Source organism: Paenibacillus sp. N3/727 (assembly GCF_022637315.1).
Classification (GTDB): Bacteria; Bacillota; Bacilli; order Paenibacillales; family Paenibacillaceae; genus Paenibacillus_AQ; species Paenibacillus_AQ uliginis.
Map to the genome: position 1 here is coordinate 1,462,482 of NZ_CP093336.1, position 19,146 is coordinate 1,481,627.

Sequence of the window (19,146 nt, forward strand, 5' to 3'; positions counted from 1 at the left end):
TCTAAATCTTTACTTTTGTCAATATTAGCCAGAGAATAATTCACACCAAGCGTTAGGTAGCGAATCGTACGTTTCACTAGAACTTGTAACAGAATCTCTGATGCCGAATAAATATGGGAGTTTGCTGGATTTCGTCATATAGAGACTTCAAGCAATTGAGCCTGATGGAATTGTCTGGATTAATCTCTGGACAATTCCCCCTCATATAGTCAAAATAATAGATACGTCATGATCAAATGCACGTTTTTTTTACTACTCTGCTCGGGTAATGAATAAAGTAATATATTGTTAGCGCAGTTCCCTATACATATAAAGCTAAAGGGTGAGAGATATGATTTTTATTGACAAGATCTGGCTCAGAATTGGTAACTATTATCGCAGGCGCCAAGATACGGAGAAGGCGCTCAAATACATCAGGAAAGGTCAAAAGGCTATTCAATCTTTAAATGACCAGATCATATACGCCGAACTGCTGCATTATACCGGGCATTCTGATGAAGCAGTGGAATACCTGGGACAGGTAATTGAATGGAAAGGTGCGGGAAGAGCCTACGAGCGGCGGGCGCATATTTTGCGTGAGATGAACCGGGAAGAGGAAGCGATCAGCGATCTGAATGAAGCTATCCTTTTAGATGGCGACAATTATTTAACTTGGTATACGAGAGGCATAGCGTATAAGGATTTAGGGAAATACGACGAAGCGATTCGAGATTTAAAGGAATCGATTAAGCGGGAGGATCGGAGTACGGTCATTTCCACCTATTATGAGTTAGGTATGACGTATTTCGAGAGCGGCAACCCAGCGGAAGCTGTTTCCTGCTTCAAGGAAAGCATCAGTCTTCCGGATCGGGTTATCCCGATGTATTACTTCATGTTGGCCAGATGTCTGGATTTGATTGATTCGGTAGAGGAAGCTTTAACTGTATTGCGGCAAGGAATTGAGCTAGCTGACCGCTATGAAGCCGAGGCGGATCAAGGCTACGGGCTGTTTGATGCAAGTACGAATTACAGCTATGGTGCTTTCATGACATTTCAGCGCCAGACGAAGGAGAGCTTTTCCTTTCGGAGGCTGCTTGCCGATTTGTACCTGCAGCTTGGTCAATATGAGAAAGGGATCGCTGCAGCGTCGGAAGGGCTGCAGAAATACGCCGGTGCGGTGGAGCTTTATTTGAAACGGGCGGAAATCTATGCAGCCTGGGGCAAAAACCATCAGGCTAAAGAAGATTTGGAGCTGGCGCTTCATCAAGATCCGAACGACTTCCGCGCCTATTTCGAGCTTGCTAGATTGCACAGAGAGGAAGATTCAGAGGAAAAAGCGACAGAAGTAGTAACGAAGCTGTACCGCTTACATCCGGAATCTCCATTGGTATGCTATTGGATGGCCGATAGCTTTTATCGCATGGGACAGAATGACAAGGCTATTCAGTTGAATGACAAATTGCTTGAGATGGAAAATGATGACCCTGCAAACTATACACAGCGTGCTGATATCTGTATTGAAATGGGTGATCTGCCTTTAGCGGAGCAGGCGTTGAATAATGCGTTGAAGCTCAGCGACCTACCAGAAATTCATAATAAACAAAGTTATGTTATGTATCTGCAGGGCAAGAATGAAGAAGCATTACTTGAGCTCCAGAAAGCCGTTTCACTGGACCCCGATTTTGCAGAACATCCGACCTATTTAACTGCAAGCGGCCATATCTATAAAGAGATGGGATTGTGGGAGCTGGCGATTGATGCTTATACGAAAGTCATTCATGCGAATCCCGGCAATCCGAGATTATATGAATTTCGTGCGATCTGCTTTTTGGAGACGGAACAATTGGACAGAGGACTATCTGACTGTACCCATGGGATTGAGCTGGACCCAAGTTATGCGGGGCTTTACAGCCTCCGTAGCGGCATTTACCTCTCGTTGATGGATTATACAAGAGCCAGAATGGATATTATGAGCTTTCTTGAGCTTCAGCCCGGGCATCCGGGTGCGTATTATCGCTTGGGTCAAATCCATTACAAGGATAACGACGAGGAGGCTGCATTGGAAGCTTTTAACGAGGTGCTGAACATTATGCCAGAACATGCGGAGAGTTATTTGTACAAGGCTCATATTTATTTCCAGCAGTTAGAGCCGGAAGAAACCGTCCAGAACATTGTAAACTGGAGCCTGCACTTGAACAAAGAAAGTTCTCCGTCTGAGAAGATCAAAGCGATCGAAGCCCTGGAAGGATTTGATGAGAGCATTCTGGAGCGGGCTGTTGAGAAGCTAACTGAAATGTACGGTCACCAGCTGTACTTGTCTTGATCTCTATAATTACCAGATATTTCTTCTCTTTCGTAAAAAGACAACTTCGCTAAAATTTGTGATATGATTATTATTGCTTTCACGAGAAACGGTTTCGTCCTTGGAAGGACGTGAACCGTTTCTTCTTGTGCTTATACATACAGTGCTTGTAGAAGTAGTTAGGGAGGTACATTATGATATCCTTACAGCAGGTGAGTAAAAGTTTCGGACCTCCGAACAATCGTTTTTTAGCCGTGGACTCCGTCACCCTAACCATTGAAGAGGGTAATATTCACGGCATTATAGGAGCGAGCGGTGCCGGTAAATCGACACTTCTTCGCTTAATGAATGTTCTGGAGAGACCCGATTCCGGACGTGTGATTGTGGATAAACACGATTTGACTGGGCTCGGGAATAGACAGCTTCGAGAGGCAAGAAGATCCATTGGAATGATCTTTCAGCATTTCAATCTGATCAGCAACCGGACCGTAGGCGGAAATATAGTCTTACCGTTAGAGCTTGCAGGTGTACCGAAAAAGGAACGGCTCAATAGGATGGAGGAGTACCTGCATTTTGTCGGACTTTGGGATAAAGTGGATCAGTATCCTGCCCAACTTAGCGGTGGACAGAAACAAAGAGTGGCGATTGCCCGGGCTTTGGCGAACCGCCCTAGAGTACTGCTCTGTGATGAGCCTACGTCGGCTTTGGATTCAGTGACCACTTCCGGTATCCTCGATGTGCTGAGACACGTTAATGAACGTTTCGGAGTTACAGTCGTGATGGTTACGCATGAGATGAATGTGGTAAACCGGATTTGCAGGCAAGTTTCGGTCATGGATAACGGACAGTTGACGGAAACGAATCCGGTGGAGGTTCATACTAATGATTGATTTTTTGAACGAAATAGTGCAATATGTGAATGACTATTTTGCTTATGTGGCGCAGTATCAGTCAGAAATATGGAAAGCGATCGGGGAAACGTTCGTCATGGTTGGCATATCCATCGCTGCGGCTATAATACTGGGTCTTCCGGTAGGAACACTATTATATTTGTGCCGAAAGGGACAGCTATATGAGAATGCATTGATGTTCTCCGTTCTGAACGGGGCTGTAAACATCATCCGCTCGTTTCCGTTCTTGCTGCTTGTGGTCATTATGATTCCGGTTACCCGTATGCTGGTCGGAACGTCCATCGGTACATTGGCGGCGGCGGTACCGTTATCCGTGGTGGCTGTAGCTTATTATTCCAGGCTGGTGGAGCAGTCACTGCTCGACGTTCCGAAGGAAGTGACCGTGACAGCCTCATCTATGGGGGCATCAACTCTACAGTTGATCTTTAAATTTCTGTACGTGGAAGCCCGTTCGGGACTTGTGCTTGGACTGACGACATCTACGATCAGCTTTATATCTTATTCGACGGTTATGGGAATCGTTGGCGGGGGCGGTGTTGGCGATTTTGCCATCCGTTACGGATATCAGAGATTTGAGACGGAAATTATGGTGTTTACGATCATCATCATGGTTATACTCGTTCAGTCGATCCAATTTACTGGCAACCTGTTGTCGAGGCTGCTGGACAAAAGATAATACAATCTAGCAGTTCATCAAGCTTATTACTTCAAAGATAGGGGTATGGTTTATTATGAAATTCATGTCAAAATTTTCTCGCAGCATGCTGGCTGGCCTTCTGGCTGCAGTTATGCTCGTAGTTGCAGGTTGCGGACAGAAAGAAACAGCAGAACCTGCGGGCGAAACCGGAAAGGAAGCTGCAGGTAAAGAAGTAACGTTGAAAGTTGCTAGCCTGATTCCGCCGATGACCGAGGTGCTGGAGCTTGTGAAGCCGAAGCTGAAAGAAGACGGCATTAATCTGGAGATTATGATTCTGTCGGATAATGTTCAGCCGAACAATGCGCTAGCAAACAAAGAAGTGGATGCTAACTTCTTCCAACACGTACCTTATATGGAGGAGTACAACGTGAATAACGGCAGCGAGCTTGTAGCTATTGAGCCGATTTATCATGCGATATACGGTGCTTACTCCAAGCGTTATAAGTCCATTGAGGAGCTTCCGGATGGCGCGACTATTGCCGTTGCGAATGACCCGTCTAACCTAGGACGTTCACTTGTCTTGCTTGAGAAGCATGGATTGATCAAGCTGAAGGAGAGCGTGGGCATCAAGGCTACTACTTCCGATATCGTGGAGAATTCCAAAAAAATCAAATTCCAGGAAGTCGACCTGTTGATGCTTGCCCGTACGCTGGATGATGTGGATATGGCAATCATGACTCCGGCTTATGCCAAGCCGCTTGGCTTGACACCAAAGAAGGACGCGTTGATTACGGAGGGTACAGACTCTGAATTTGCCATCACTCTGGTTGCACGTAAGGACAATGCAGATTCCGAAGCAATCCGTAAGCTTGCCGAGGCAATGACAGGTCCCGAGGTGAAGAAATTCTTTGAAGAAAATTATGATGATATAGCTATTCCTGCATTTGAATAACAATGTGAGTTGATAAAGATTGGATTGTCCTAAAAGTAGATCAGGGACGTTTTAATCCTTTAAGATAAAATGGCAGTCCAAGATGTGTGTTCTTGGACTGCCATTTTATTTTTAGAGATAAGAACGTATAAGCTACGGAGAGGACGAAGCGATTCCAGAAAAGCGTTAGCGTTCGGCTAAAAGCTTTCCAAAGGAAAACTACTTTAGAAAACATACGCTGCCGTCCACGAATTTTTCTCGCTAAAAATAGGCTCATCAGCAAATTTAGTGCTTAACGATTATTAAATTGAATGGGCTGCTACCATGATCAAACATGACGTAATAAGTAGTCTTGTATGTTATACAACACCGGAGATGCAGAATGCCTGAACCTACTGATATTGTTGCAGATTGTACAACAATCCCTACTGAAAAGTGGTAAATAAATGATTCCCTATCCGGATTGTTGTATTTCATGCAACAATCCGTTCTCCGCCGCTATATGACGGAATGATGTTGCACTTTATACAACATTCACTGACCGAATCCTGTCGGATTATTTGGAGTGGTCACATTTCATAGGTAAGAAGGTTCAATCAGGTACTGATATGTCTTAAACGTCGTTAATGTATAATGCAGCGTCAAGCAAGAGGCAGCGAAATCGTAAAAACAGTTCCTGAATACGGCTCGCTTTTAACGGAAATCGTACCGTTCATGGAACGTATAGCTTGATAGGAAAAGGTTAGCCCGAGTCCGGTGCCGTTGCTTTTGGTAGAATAATAGATTGAGCCAAGCCGGCTCATCTGTTCTTCATCCATCCCCACACCGTTATCCTGGATTTCGAGTTGAACCCGCCGGAGATGCTGCAAGAATTGAATGCTGACTCTGGCCTTGGGCATATCGGCGCTGGCTTCAATTGCATTCTTAATAAAGTTAACGAGCAGCTGCTTCATCTCTGTCGGGTTACCGGTGATATGCACGGGAGCAGCCGGGTACGACGCTTCCAAAGAAACATTGTTCATGTTGGCGTATGGCGTCATCACCTCAACGACCGTTTTTAGCTGCACGACAAGATCGATATGCTGATGGAAAGTAGCCAGAGGTTTACTGATGGACAGGTAATCTGAAAGAATTTGTTCTGTACGGTGGATTTCTTCAATACTGATATCGATGAAACGTTCTGTTTTTTCCCAGTCTAACGTGTTCGCGCGAATTAATTTCAGAAAACCGAGGACGGTCGTCAGAGGGTTGCGTACTTCATGGGCAAGCGAAGCAGCCACTTGATTAATGGTCTCGACCTTCTCATTCTGGATAACTTTAAGATATAACTCCTTGTCCGTGACAGATTTATTGAACAAAGTGATGAGTAGCCAAATGCCAAGACAATTATGAACCGGCATAGCTAGAATGTTAAACGTTACATTGGAAAGTATATAATCCGGTTTGGTGATGTAAAGCACGACTATAGGAATGATGGAAAAGCTGATTCCGGCGATGAACGTAATCCAATACTTTTTTCTGATTTTGTAATAAAAAGAACTTAGTAGAATAGATAGAGGAAAGGTGATAGCCAAAATAATTAAAGCGTCCAAAGTGCCTGAACCACCAATGTATAATCGGAATATTATAAATTCTACGAGTAAAATAAAGCCGGTCGTAACCCCTCCAAACAAGATGCCAAAAAATATGATGACATACCTGACATCAAAGACAAGTCCATCCTGTACACTGAGGGGAAAGGTCATGGACAGTATGAGGCAGAATGAACAAGTAAATATGATGAACCGTCTGGAGTAGTTTACCTCAAGGTTGCGGTAGTAGATGTTATATAATACAAATGGTGTAAGTGAGAACAGCAGCTGGAGGAGTATTTCTTTGATTTCTGACAAAATGTATCACCCTCTGGGTCTGAAAGTATGTCGATACTTTCGCCATTTTTAGTTGAACTAATCTTTCGACATCGGATGAAAAAATCCTTGGTTTTTTTGTGGAAACCGCAAAAAAAATTTTAAATAATCTGTGAGATAAGCTTCAACCTTCTATATATGGTGGATGCCTGTTCCCGTTCCACGCTTCTCGATATGCTGCTAAAACTCCGGGTTGAGAACAACATCCAGTACCGATACACACAGCAGCTGATTTCGGATGTGCCAAAAATTCATTCGGAATGGAATTTAAATTCATAATTTAGAATAATATTTCGTGAAGAACAACGACATTTTTCGCCATATTTTGTTATAATGGGATAATAATCCTGTTATTTGACCTGTCCAACCGGGTTCCATCAGGGTTTTAATTTTGGAACGAAGGAAGGCTCATCGTGGGAAAGCGCAAAGGATTCAAGCTCCGTAATATACTCGGTTTACTCGTTATTAGCTCCATCGTGTTAACCGCTGTTGTTGGAGGATATTTAGCGGTAACCGCCAATGTGAAGTCTTTGAAGGACAATTATTTGGAGAGCAACTATCAATACGCCAAGAAGTTGGCTTCGAATACAACCGGTATTTTAGACATTATGCAAAATAACATGAACAGTGTTGCCCGCTTGGCAGGAGAATCAATCTTTAGTCAGCGGGATTTGGATATCTGGTTTAAGGCGAATGAGCAGTATTTTAACTCGGTCTTTATTGCTGATTCAAGGCGCCAGATTAAGTCCGTTACTCCCGATAAGGAATATAGTCTTGTCGGGAGCCGGCTTACATCGGAAGCTTCCGCTCAAGCCGTCGAGACGAGAGCCTCGATCATTTCGGAACCTTACGTAGCAACGACAGGACGTTTGATCCTGCTGATCTCCTCGCCGATTTATGACGCTCAGGGAAATTATAAAGGCTTTGCAGGAGGAACGATCTATCTGCAGGAGGACAATGTACTCAGCAGGTTGCTGAGTGAGCATTTTTACGGAAACGGCTCCTATGTCTACGTGACGGATAATCACTCTCGTCTTATCTTTCATCCGGATTGCCGGCGGATTAATCGGACCATCATTGGAAATGATGTCGTTCAGCAAGCAATCAGCGGAAAAAGCGGCTCTGCCGAAATAACGAATACCCAAGGAACATCGTTCTTTGTAGGTTATGCTTATGAGCCGAGAGGCGGCTGGGGAATTGTGTCACAGACTCCCGTTTCGGTTCTGGATGAACCGCTAAAGAAGCTTGTATGGAGTATGTTGCTTCAAGCTCTGCCGATTTGTTTCGCCATTTTGTTCGTTGTCTGGCGCGTTTCCCGTTATATTTCAACCCCCCTCTACGAGTTGGCTAAATTCTCGGAAGATGCGGTCGTATCCAAAAAATCCGTTTCACCGGTGATGCCCAAGATTTCTTCCCTCATCTATGAAATGAGACAGCTGCACCATAGCATAGGCAATCATTTGAACCACCTCAATGATGAAATACACATTGATGGTCTTACAGGACTGGCTAACCGCAAAACATTTGATTTAACGCTGCAGGAATGGCTCGATGAACGTCAGCCGTTTGCACTTATTTTGATAGATATCGATTTTTTTAAACGGATAAATGATATGTATGGACATGCGGTTGGGGACGAGGTGTTGAAATATCTCGCTTCGGAGATGCGTTTGTTCGCAGGCCTTGAGGATTTATGTTTCCGCTATGGTGGAGAAGAATTTGGTGTTGTGATGAAGCACGCGAGTCTTCAAAAGGCAGTTGAGCTTGCTGATACTCTCCGTCAGGAGATGGCTAAAGGACCGGGGCCAAACGGAGTAGAGGTTACCATATCGATCGGGATTGCGATATACAACGAAACGGAGTTATTGACCTCTAAGGAGATTGTAGAGAGGGTGGATGTAGCCCTTTATAGGTCCAAGCTGGAAGGTAGAAACCGGATTACCGTATTTACACCGGAGGAGATATAAAGTCTGGATATAGAAGTTATATGAGAAACCTCTCTATTAATATCCGGTAGGGTTCCTATATCCTGCCCGTGGTGAGGTTTCTTTCATTTTTGCGCTAGTGAAATATATTGACTTTTGGCTAGAGATATATTCGCAAATGTGCAATGTGTGCCGATAATAAACATTGATACCTCTTATGGGAATGAGGGGGAAATGTTCCTTACGACTAAAGAAAGTTAAAGGAGACTCGGCAGCTTGGGCCTGAACTATATCATGCTTTCACTACTTCAACAGTTTTTCAATGTCGTCATTGTTTATATGCTGTGTCAGTGCTGTAGCAAGAGTATTGGGTACTGCCGACACATGGGAAGTGCTGAACGAAAGTGCAACTTTCTCGTAAAAAGGCGTCATTTTAGATACAAGAGCAAAGTGAAACCGCAACAACCCAGTGACTGCCAAGAAGAACAGGAGGACATATCTGATTTTGAACGGGAGTTCAAAGAAAGCTTGGAACGTTATGGGCGGTTGATTGATCTCTCTCCGCAGCCGATGATTGTACAGAACAACGAGAGGATCATTTTTATCAACCCGGTAGGGGTGAAATGGTTTGGGGCAAGCTCGCAGGAAGAGCTCATCGGCAGGCCGATTTACGACATTTTACCGCCGCATGAAATCCATAAAGTCCGTAAACAAATGGACCACATTGTGACTCATAAGTATGGACAAGCGATTGAGTATGACATTGCCACACTCAAGGGGCAGCTGATTGAGGCGGAAGTAACAGGAATCTATGACGAACATACCGGATATACGATTCACATTTTTTACGATATTTCGGAACGCAAAAAGATGGAAAGAGCACTTAAAGAAAGTATGGAGCGTTACCGGAGACTGGTGGAACTTTCACCGATTGCGATTGCGGTATCGAAAGACGGAAAGTTGATATACCTTAATCCCAGTGGGATACGGATTGTTGGGGCATCCGGACTGCAGGATATTGTCGGGACAAGCCCTTGGAGCTGGGTAGTGGAGGAAGACCAGGATTGGGGTAAGGTTGCCCGGAAAGAGCTGCTGGAGAATGGATATGTGTCTCCCAAGGAAGTTAAGATTAAACGGATTAATGGTGAAATTATTGATATTGTGGCAAGCGCTATTTATGATAACCAATCAGGTACGGTCGAAATCGTCATGGAAGATATAACGGAGCGCAAGCAGGTGGCACAGGCTCTGATGGATAGTGAGCAATTGAACCGGCAGTTGATTGAAATATCGCCCGTTGCAATGCTGCTGCACAAAAACTTTACATATACGTATGTTAATCCGAAGGCCCTGTCGTTATTGGGCGCATCGGAGCCGGATGACTTAATGGGTCGTCCGATTCTCGATATGATTCATACGGATTCGAAAGCGCTGGTGATGGATTATATAAACACAGTATATCAGGAACAGGGGGCTATCCAGTTAGGAGAACACCGCATTATGCGGTTCGATGGAAGTGTAATTGATGTGGAGGCCGTTTCGGCTTCCGTTCCATTTAACGGGGCGGGTACGGCAGTAACGATTGTTAGAGATATTACAGAACAAAAGAGAGTCGAAGAAGACAGGAAATACGCTGAAGATATGATACGAGAAAGCGAAGACCGGTATTTTCGACTACAGATGAGTCTGGATCAGTTCTCTTCTGACTTGTTCGGCATGGTGAAGGTAGAGGATTTGAATAGCCGGTTTGTCAGGGAAGTCTGCCAGGTGATTTCGACCGATAGGGTCAGCTTCATTGAAGTGGACCGCAACTCTAACGTTACAGTAACTAAGGGGAACCATCAGATTCCACAGTACATTTTGGAGACGATACAGGAACAGTGCGCAGAGAACTTGCCTCTTTGTGAAATGATCGATACGCTCGACGGTCATTTCGTGAAGATCGGTGAAATACACGGTAAGAGTTGTATCTTGTGTGTAGGGGAGAATTCCCCGTTCTTACTCATCCAGGCAACAAAAGTATGGCTAGAAACGATTTCTCGTTATGTTAGCGTACTGTATGATAATTTCCGAGCTATCGAGGATTTGACCCGGGAGCTCGAACAATTCGCCTCGCAGCAGACCACCCCCGTGTGGCTGCTGCGGTTTATGTTTCAGTTGTCTGAAAACGAAAGGAAACATTTGGCACAGGATTTACACGACGCGGCCCTTCAGGAGCAGATTATCTGGTACCGAAGGCTCGATCAGCTCATATCGGAGAGGAATATTCCGAAAGATTCGCTCCAGGAGCTGGAGTGCATTAAGCAAGGATTATTGGATGTCATTTATCAGATACGCATTACATGTAATGAATTACGCCCGCCGCTGCTTAAAGAGGTAGGGCTTGAAAGATCGCTCGAGGCGTTATTTGAATTTACGCAACTTCGATCTGATTATGCGATACGGTTCGATTGTATGGATGTAAGCCATGATCTGAACGATGACCTGATCATCGGGCTATACCGTATCGTTCAAGAGATGCTAGCTAACGCATCGAAACATTCAAACGCAACACAAGTCATTATTAAGCTCTACAGTGATGATTTAGACATGATTCATCTGAATTATGAAGATAACGGGATCGGTATGAATGTGATGGAGAAGATATCTATTTTCGGAAGTATGGGTGTATATGGTATTAAGGAACGCGTCCGAAGTATGGATGGGGAGATTGAATTTGTTTCGTCGCCACATAATGGCTTATCCATTCTTATATCTGTACCAACCAGCTGAACAGAACAGGAACAATGTGAATGGGGGAAAATCAAGATGTATCAGATTTTATTGGTTGATGACCATCCTTCTGTCATGGAAGGAACCAAAATGCTACTTGAGCAAGAGGGCGATTTAATCGTTACATTGGCAAACACGGGAGATCAGGCATTAGAGCTAGCTAAAGAGCGCCCTTTTGATGTCATGCTTATTGACCTGCATATGCCGGGTATCAATGGTATCGACCTTGCCAAAAAAATACTTACAGCGGCACCTGAAGCTATCATTTTGACTTATACCGGATATGATTTTATGAATCATTTTAATCTTATGATTGAAGCAGGAATTGCAGGGCTTGTACATAAAACCTCGAACAAGGAACAGCTTGTTACAGCGGTCCGTTGCGCCCTTCGAGGTGAGGTCGTACTGCCGCTTTCTCTTGTTAGGCAGATGCGAAGAACTACAGATCATGGTTTTAAAGATATTAAAGATACCGGGACCAGTTCAATCACGGGCAAGGAGTATAAAATATTGAAACAAATCGCTGGTGGCAAGAGCAACAAGGAAATAGCAGAACAAGTCATTATGAGCCAGCGGTCATTAGAATATTGCCTGACCAACCTGTTTCAAAAGCTGAATGTAAAGTCGCGCATCGAAGCGGTAATGAAGGCTAAAAATCTCGGACTTTTGTCGGATTCGGATTTCATCAAGCAATCTTGAAAAAAACAATAAAATACAGATAGAGAAGGCCCGTTATTCAGTGGAATCGGGTCTTTTTTTTGCGTAATTCGACAAAATTACGCAAAATCCGCAAAATTTTTGCGTGGCAGCGCAAGTTATTTTCGGTTACGTTCCATGGTCCCGGGTGTATGATTATTTGCATACATACATAGGCCTATTTTCACAAGAAAAGGATGGTTGTAGTGCAAATGAACGAGAATGATTTGCTATTGCTGAATAGTACCATCGAATCGATGGGACAGGTATTCATGCAATCCATGAATGCTTCTCAGCCCATTCCGATCGAACAAGGATTGATGCAGAGTGGCATTAGTGTGCTGATCGGGATCATGGGGGACTTACAGGGGCGTCTCGTTTTTCAAGGTGATCTCGAGACCTATAGCCGTTTGGGTGAATCGATGTTCGGCATGCCGCTGGAAGGGGAGATGCTCCACAGCTTTATCGGGGAAATGGCAAATATGATTGCCGGAAAAACATCCACCATTTTGTCCGGTAAAGAAAAGCATGTGGACATTACACCACCAACGATCATGTTAGGACAGTTGGAAATATACGGATTTGAGGCAGGGATACATGTATCCGTTCATCTGGAAGAGATCGGAAAGATACATATAGCACTGTTGTTTCATACCAAAGGAGGATCAACATGAAAACGAAGGTATTAATTGTGGATGATGCGGCATTTATGCGGCTGGTACTTAAAAATATGCTGGACAAGAACGGCTTTGAGGTTGTAGGTGAAGCTGCCAACGGACAGGAGGCGATAGATAAATATAAGTCTCTTTCTCCCGATCTCGTTACGATGGACATCACCATGCCCGTTATGGAAGGGATCGAAGCGGTTAAGCATATCAAACAGCTGGATGCGGAAGCCAAAATCATCATGTGTTCTGCCATGGGGCAGCAGATTATGGTCGTTCAGTCGCTGCAGGCTGGAGCTAAAGATTTTATCGTAAAACCTTTTCAGGAAGAAAGAGTACTGGAGTCGATCCGGAGAGTTGTAGGGGCCTGATCCAAGGTTCCATATAAAAAATACTATGATAAGCAAGGGGATGCACGATGAAACGTATAAAATCTATCTTTTCTATGAGACTACGGACTCGGATGTTAGTCGTAATTCTAGGTTCTATCGTAATTTTATTAGCTGGTATGCTGACCGCAATAGCCTTGATTACAAATAGTACATCCATGAAATCAGCAATATCCCTGACAGAGACAGCCGGAGAGAAGATCGCTGCAAACGTTCAGAATAATCTGGACAAATCCATGGGCACAGCACGTACTTTAGCTCACAGTTTTGAGGTTATGAAGAAGAAAGGGAACACGGACCGCGAAACCGTTAATACCATTATTAAAAATGTTCTGGAAAAAAATGAATCGTACCTGGCAGCCTGGACGATCTGGGAGCCGAATGCGTTCGATGGCAAAGATCAGCAGTACAAGAATACAGCGGGTACTGATCAGAGCGGAAGACTGCTCCCTTACTGGAAGAGAACAGATACAGGCTTAAAGCTCAGTCCACTTGAAGCATATGAAGAGGACGGGGTAGGTGATTATTATCTTAAGGTTAAGAACAGTGGTGTGGAGGCGATTATTGAACCATATAAGGAGAAATTTGACGATAAAGATGTCATTATGACCTCACTTGTCGTGCCGATTAAAGAAAATAACGAAGTTATTGGCGCAGTAGGGATCGACATCGATCTTGAAATACTGCAGAAGATGATGGATCCATTCAAACTGTATGATACCGGATATGCGCATATATACTCCAATACGGGGATAATCGTTACACTGCCTGACCAAAGCCAGATCGGCAAAAATTTGAAAGACGCTTTTCCCAGCGAGCGGGTTCCGGATATTCTCGCAGCGATTAGCGAAGGTAACACATTAACTTACAATGACAATGGTACCTATTTGATGTATACACCGATTCAAATCGGAAATACCGATACGCCTTGGTCTGTAACCATCGTCATTCCCATGAAGGAAATTATGGCTGACTCACAAGCGCTTATGTACTACATCATTGCGGCTGGCGTCATTACATTAGTTCTGTTAGGACTTGTGATCATGTTCCTGACTAATACCATCGTAAGGCCTTTAAACCGTGCGGTTATTGTCGGGGAAAGCATGGCTCGGGGAGACTTTACGCAGGAGCTTCCAGAGGAATACCGGCATCGTAAAGATGAAATCGGAACATTCGCCAGAGTGTTTCATGATATCACTGAAAGCATGACCAACATGATTGGTCAGGTGAACATGAATGCTTCGCAGGTTGCAGCCGCTTCACAGCAAATTTCCGCTAGTGCTGAAGAATTGGCTGTGGGTAGCAGTCAGCAGGCCGATTCCGTTCAGACCATCAATGAGCTGTTTAAGGAGTTGTCGTTCGCGATCAATGCGGTGGCCAGCAGCGCGACATCCGCTGCCGAACTCGTGAACCAGACTGCAGGCATTGCATCCCAGGGGGGAACCGTTGTTCAGCAGTCGATTGAAGGCATGAATCGTGTGAACCGGCAGGTATTGAAGCTCGAAGATGATTCGACACGCATAGGGGAAATCATTGAAGTCATTGATGATATCGCTGAACAAACCAACCTGCTTGCACTCAATGCAGCAATCGAAGCTGCACGTGCAGGGGAGCAGGGCCGCGGATTCGCTGTTGTAGCAGACGAAGTCCGCAAGCTCGCCGAACGAAGCGGGGAAGCGACTAAACAGATCGCCACCATTATTAAAGGAATGCAAAACAACACGGTTGAAAGTGTCAAGGCCGTGGAAGCAGGAGTTATCTCAACGGAGAAAACAGGTGAATCTTTTGATCACATCATCTCGATGGTCAACGATTCATCCAATACCGTTATGGAAATAGCAGCAGCAAGTGAAGAGCAGGCGGCTCAGGCTGCCGAAGTGGTTACGGCAATCGAGAGTATTTCCGCCTCAGCGGAAGAAACCGCCGCAAGCAGTGAAGAAACGGCATCGACTGCGCAGTCGCTGGCTGAGTTGGCGGAAGAACTGAACAATATGGTAGCAGCTTTTAAAATCAAGTAGTGTGAGGAGTTATATCATGCAGGTAACCGGGAAAGAGCAGTATGTTGAGTTTGGCGTTGAAAATGAACAGTATGCTATCCGGATACAGGATATACACGAGATTATTAAAATGCAGGAGATTACACCCATCCCGAATATGAGGGAATTCGTTAAAGGTGTCATCAATCTGAGGGGGACCATTGTTCCGGTTATCAGTCTCCGCTGTTTATTCGATATGGCAGAGACGGAAGTCACCAAATCCAGCAGAATTGTTGTGGTTCATCATCAGGAAGAAGCGATCGGTATTATCGTGGACTATGTAAATAAGGTAACCACATTCTCCGATATCCAGCTTCCGCCGGAGCGGGTTGGAGGAGTAAACGGCGGATTTTTCACGGGTATTGGCGTAGCGGACAACGGACTGGTTGGTATTTTGCAATTGGACGAAGTTCTTCTGCATGAATAGGGAGGGAACGGCATGCTGTCCGAGTATAAAGAAGTTTTTATGGAGGAGCTTGATGAACAGCTTCAGCTGATGGACGATGAGATTTTAAAGCTGGAGCAGGAAGGCGATAAGGGCGATGCAGTGCAAAGTCTGTTTCGTGCAGCCCATACGTTAAAGGGATCATCGGCAGCTATGGGATTTGATACGATGAAACAGCTAACCCACGAGATGGAACATTTGCTCGATCAGGTTAGAAGTCATCAATTGACGGTTTCAGCCCCTTTAATCGACCTGCTGTTTCAATCGCTGGATAACCTGAAACTTCTGAAGCTGGAGATCATGGAAGGTGAAGAGAACCTGACTGACATATCCGGATGTGTGTATGACCTTCAACATTTTGGACATGCCACCGAGGATATGATGCCTGGTCCTGAGTTGGTGTCAGAACCTCTTATCAAACCGCAGATCAGTATGGATAACAGGCTAAAGGTATCGGAATGTCTGGAGCAGCAGCTTCAAGTGAACTGGATATTTTTGCGAATTTCAGCGTCCTGTTTCATCAAAGGGGCAAGAGCCTATGTCATTCAGATGAGCCTTGCGGAATGTGGGGAGATTCTATACACTTCACCGGATCTTGGAGAACTGGATGAACAGGGGGAAGGGGAGCTGGAGCTGGCATTTCTTCATGCGGGCGACTGTGACGTGGAGAAGTTGTACTCCTTAGCTTCAGGGCTTATGGATGTGGAGAACGTTGTAGTTGAGCCTGTCCAGCCGGAGGAAATCGCCATTTTACCGGTTTCCTCCCCAACCCTTCCTAAGGAGCTGGAACAGACAGAGTCCTCCTCCGCTGTAAAATCCAAGCCGCAGACCATTCGAGTAAGCGTGGAGCGACTGGAGCATTTAATGAACTTGGTGGGCGAGCTTGTTATCGACCAGACCCGGATTCATCAGGTGGAGCAAATACAGAGAAGACGGTTTGCGGATGATTCCGTAACGGACCTTGCCCATATTTCCGACCATCTGTCGCGTGTTATCGGTGATCTGCAGGATAGTGTCATGAAGGCAAGAATGCTGCCAATCGAGCAGCTGTTTAATCGGTTCCCGCGTATGATCAGGGATTTGAGCCGGGGTTTGGGAAAAGATATCGATCTGTTGATTGAGGGGAAAGACACCGAGCTTGATCGTACGTTAATCGAGGAAATTAGTGATCCACTTATCCATCTAATCCGTAATGCCGTGGATCATGGGATTGAAACACCGGACGCTCGGGCCGCTAAAGGTAAGTCCCCCACAGGGAAGCTGATGATTCGCGCAGCGCATGAAGATAATCAGGTTGTTATTTATGTGAAGGATGACGGAGCTGGAATTGATCCGGCCAGAATGAAGTCGTCGGCCATAAGCAAAGGTCTGCTGACAGCTGAAGAAGCAGAGGCTTTAAGCAAGAGGGATGCTGTGGAGCTCATATTCCGGCCGGGATTTTCAACAGCAAGCGTCGTAAGTGATGTGTCGGGACGCGGCGTGGGTATGGATATCGTGAAAAGCCATATCGAGAAAATGAACGGGCTTATCGATATTGAAACCGAGCTTGGATCGGGTACTCAGTTCAAGATAAAGCTTCCGCTCACACTTGCGATTATTGAAGGGCTTCTTGTAAAGATTACCGGTCAAACCTTCATTATTCCCATGAGCAACATTGCTGAAATCGTGAGAGTTAAGGCCGAGGAGCTGGTGAAGCTCCGGGGACAGTCGGTTCTACTGCTGCGTAATCAAGTAATTCCGGTATCCTGGATACATGAACATTTTAAAATCGCAAGCCAGGAGCATCATAAAAGCCAGCTTTCTCTTGTCATTGTTGGATCGGCGGAAAAGCGTCTCGCTCTGGTCGTTGATGAGCTTATCGGAAATCAGGAGATTGTCATCAAATCACTGGGATCCTATATCGGCAAGGTGAACGGCATTGCTGGCGGTACGATTCTCGGGGACGGCAGCGTAGCCCTCATCATGGAAATATCAGCATTGATCAATCATATTAGCGAAAAAAAGCAATAAGTGGATGGGGTAGAGAATGTTTAAGATAAAGGAAGATTGCCTTTTATGGGATCAATAAAAGTATTGGTTGTGGATGATTCGCTGTTTATGCGTAATCTGATTGTGCGTCTGATGAAAGAAGACGACTCGATTGAAGTGATTGGAACCGCCCGAAATGGAATTGAAGGTGTGCGGATGGTCAAAGAGCTGCGTCCTGATATTGTGACCATGGATGTTGAAATGCCGGAAATGAACGGGATGGAAGCATTGGCCCACATCATGGATGAACTCCCGACCAGGGTTATTATGCTCAGTGCTCTGACGAAGGAAGGCGCGGAAATTACAGTCGCGGCTCTTCAGAGCGGGGCGGTAGATTTTATACCCAAACCTTCCATATCGGGTACTGCGGATCTTGAAGAAGCCAAGAAAGAAATTATTAGCAAGATTAAGGCTGCAGCCCGGACGCCACTTTCTACGCTCATTGCTGCAAGACGGAGTCTGAATCACATAGTACAGCGGCCTTCAAGTCCAAAGACGGTGGAAGGACCGAAGGAGTTCAATCAGATTGTGGCGATTGGCACTTCTACAGGAGGACCAAAAGCGCTGCAAACCGTACTGACTGGACTTCCTGCACAGTACCCCTTCCCTGTTTTGATTGTGCAGCATATGCCTCCGAAATTCACAACATCGTTGGCAAGGCGGTTGGATCAGATATGCCGGATCTCCGTGGTGGAAGCTGAGGACAATCAATTACTTCAAGGAGGAATAGCTTATATCGCTCCGGGGGGATACCATATGACCGTAGTGATGAGGCAGGGTGAATACCGTATTGCTCTGCAACAGAAGCCACAAGTCAATGGGCACAGGCCATCGGTGGATGTGTTGTTCCATTCTGTGTCGGATTTGGCAGCTCTGAAACGTCACTTTGTGCTTATGACGGGCATGGGCAGCGATGGGGCCAAAGGAATGGCTTACGCGAAACGCCACGGAGCTGCATCTACGATTGCAGAGGCCGAGGAAACATGTGTTGTATTCGGCATGCCTAGGACAGCCATCAAGCTGAACTGTGTGGATCATGTGCTGCCGGTTACTGTCATTGCCGCAAAAATAAGACAGCTTACATGTCCATCCGTAGGGGAACTCATATAAATCCTTACCAAATGAATTATTGTTTTGGGAGGATTCTCCTGGTTGGGCAACAGCCGGATGCTTAGAGGAAGCACCGGCTGTTTTTGTTGATCTTTCAAGGCAAAAAAGGGGCGGGAAAAGAGTTAATAAAAAAACAGTTGAACATTTTTTTGTTCGGTGGTATTCTGGCAATGAGCCGATGAAACCGCTTTCTTAAACAGTCTTTTAAGAAACCGGTTTCTCATAATTTTTACCAACTTTGAAGTGATATACTACCTCTATGAAACACAGATGCGATAACACTTTAATAGGTCGCAGTACCGCATGGGCTCTATTTCTGAGTTAAAGCTATTACAAGATGTATTCATGAACAGCCGTGTAACTGCCAAACCGGGAGAACTTTTTTTGCGGATTTGTGAAACCGGTTTCTCATG

The 19,146-nt window shown here is 45.2% G+C and carries 14 protein-coding genes; 13 read left to right on the forward strand and 1 reads right to left on the reverse strand.

Annotated elements, in window-relative coordinates; all coding sequences use genetic code 11:
- Positions 1–331 precede the first annotated feature (331 nt).
- The 4 genes from MNQ98_RS06445 (at position 332) to MNQ98_RS06460 (ending at position 4,781) form a co-directional block, all read left to right on the forward strand.
- On the forward strand, positions 332–2,302 hold the full coding sequence (locus MNQ98_RS06445) for a tetratricopeptide repeat protein (RefSeq protein WP_241932450.1): 1,971 nt from the start codon (positions 332–334) through the stop codon (positions 2,300–2,302).
- A gap of 173 nt (positions 2,303–2,475) precedes the next feature.
- The gene (locus tag MNQ98_RS06450; protein WP_241932451.1) at positions 2,476–3,171 is read left to right on the forward strand and encodes a methionine ABC transporter ATP-binding protein; all 696 of its coding nucleotides are present in this window, start codon (positions 2,476–2,478) and stop codon (positions 3,169–3,171) included.
- Positions 3,164–3,868, forward strand: a complete 705-nt coding sequence (locus MNQ98_RS06455; protein WP_208915465.1) for a methionine ABC transporter permease — start codon at positions 3,164–3,166, stop codon at positions 3,866–3,868. Before MNQ98_RS06450 ends, MNQ98_RS06455 begins: the two co-directional genes overlap by 8 nt.
- A 64-nt stretch (positions 3,869–3,932) precedes the next feature.
- Positions 3,933–4,781 carry a MetQ/NlpA family ABC transporter substrate-binding protein gene (locus MNQ98_RS06460; RefSeq protein WP_481856763.1) on the forward strand — a complete coding sequence of 283 codons (849 nt, stop codon included), beginning with the start codon at positions 3,933–3,935 and terminating at the stop codon, positions 4,779–4,781.
- A gap of 620 nt (positions 4,782–5,401) precedes the next feature.
- Here MNQ98_RS06460 and MNQ98_RS06465 read toward each other — a convergent pair.
- Positions 5,402–6,649 (reverse strand): sensor histidine kinase, encoded by a 1,248-nt coding sequence (locus MNQ98_RS06465; protein WP_241932453.1) that lies wholly within the window; start codon positions 6,647–6,649, stop codon positions 5,402–5,404.
- A 431-nt stretch (positions 6,650–7,080) separates the two neighbouring features.
- Here MNQ98_RS06465 and MNQ98_RS06470 point away from each other — a divergent pair, with 431 nt between their 5' ends.
- From MNQ98_RS06470 to MNQ98_RS06510, 9 genes are all read left to right on the forward strand, one after another.
- Positions 7,081–8,634 (forward strand): sensor domain-containing diguanylate cyclase, encoded by a 1,554-nt coding sequence (locus MNQ98_RS06470; protein WP_241932454.1) that lies wholly within the window; start codon positions 7,081–7,083, stop codon positions 8,632–8,634.
- Positions 8,635–8,868: 234 nt separating this feature from the next.
- Entirely contained in the window at positions 8,869–11,364 is a 2,496-nt protein-coding gene (locus tag MNQ98_RS06475; RefSeq protein ID WP_241932455.1) for a PAS domain-containing sensor histidine kinase, read from the forward strand.
- Positions 11,365–11,400: 36 nt separating this feature from the next.
- Complete coding sequence (locus tag MNQ98_RS06480) at positions 11,401–12,063, forward strand: response regulator transcription factor (protein ID WP_241932456.1); 663 nt, start codon at positions 11,401–11,403, stop codon at positions 12,061–12,063.
- Positions 12,064–12,272: 209 nt separating this feature from the next.
- Positions 12,273–12,734: a chemotaxis protein CheX gene (locus tag MNQ98_RS06485; RefSeq protein WP_241932457.1), complete on the forward strand. Its 462-nt coding sequence runs from the start codon at positions 12,273–12,275 to the stop codon at positions 12,732–12,734.
- Entirely contained in the window at positions 12,731–13,096 is a 366-nt protein-coding gene (locus tag MNQ98_RS06490; RefSeq protein ID WP_208915458.1) for a response regulator, read from the forward strand. The genes MNQ98_RS06485 and MNQ98_RS06490 overlap by 4 nt, the downstream gene beginning before the upstream one ends.
- 47 nt (positions 13,097–13,143) lie before the next feature.
- Positions 13,144–15,132: a methyl-accepting chemotaxis protein gene (locus MNQ98_RS06495; protein WP_241932458.1), complete on the forward strand. Its 1,989-nt coding sequence runs from the start codon at positions 13,144–13,146 to the stop codon at positions 15,130–15,132.
- A gap of 16 nt (positions 15,133–15,148) precedes the next feature.
- A complete protein-coding gene (locus MNQ98_RS06500; RefSeq protein ID WP_241932459.1) occupies positions 15,149–15,577 on the forward strand; it encodes a chemotaxis protein CheW in 429 nt (142 codons plus the stop codon).
- 12 nt (positions 15,578–15,589) lie between these two features.
- The gene (locus MNQ98_RS06505; protein WP_241932460.1) at positions 15,590–17,605 is read left to right on the forward strand and encodes a chemotaxis protein CheA; all 2,016 of its coding nucleotides are present in this window, start codon (positions 15,590–15,592) and stop codon (positions 17,603–17,605) included.
- 45 nt (positions 17,606–17,650) lie between these two features.
- On the forward strand, positions 17,651–18,733 hold the full coding sequence (locus tag MNQ98_RS06510) for a protein-glutamate methylesterase/protein-glutamine glutaminase (protein WP_241932461.1): 1,083 nt from the start codon (positions 17,651–17,653) through the stop codon (positions 18,731–18,733).
- The last annotated feature ends 413 nt before the right edge of the window (positions 18,734–19,146 follow it).

Coding starts and splice junctions, on each gene's coding strand:
- MNQ98_RS06445 (WP_241932450.1), top strand. CDS start 332: ATGATTTTTATTGACAAGATCTGGCTCAGAATTGGTAACTATTATCGC.
- MNQ98_RS06450 (WP_241932451.1), top strand. CDS start 2,476: ATGATATCCTTACAGCAGGTGAGTAAAAGTTTCGGACCTCCGAACAAT.
- MNQ98_RS06455 (WP_208915465.1), top strand. CDS start 3,164: ATGATTGATTTTTTGAACGAAATAGTGCAATATGTGAATGACTATTTT.
- MNQ98_RS06460 (WP_481856763.1), top strand. CDS start 3,933: ATGTCAAAATTTTCTCGCAGCATGCTGGCTGGCCTTCTGGCTGCAGTT.
- MNQ98_RS06480 (WP_241932456.1), top strand. CDS start 11,401: ATGTATCAGATTTTATTGGTTGATGACCATCCTTCTGTCATGGAAGGA.
- MNQ98_RS06485 (WP_241932457.1), top strand. CDS start 12,273: ATGAACGAGAATGATTTGCTATTGCTGAATAGTACCATCGAATCGATG.
- MNQ98_RS06490 (WP_208915458.1), top strand. CDS start 12,731: ATGAAAACGAAGGTATTAATTGTGGATGATGCGGCATTTATGCGGCTG.
- MNQ98_RS06495 (WP_241932458.1), top strand. CDS start 13,144: ATGAAACGTATAAAATCTATCTTTTCTATGAGACTACGGACTCGGATG.
- MNQ98_RS06500 (WP_241932459.1), top strand. CDS start 15,149: ATGCAGGTAACCGGGAAAGAGCAGTATGTTGAGTTTGGCGTTGAAAAT.
- MNQ98_RS06505 (WP_241932460.1), top strand. CDS start 15,590: ATGCTGTCCGAGTATAAAGAAGTTTTTATGGAGGAGCTTGATGAACAG.
- MNQ98_RS06510 (WP_241932461.1), top strand. CDS start 17,651: ATGGGATCAATAAAAGTATTGGTTGTGGATGATTCGCTGTTTATGCGT.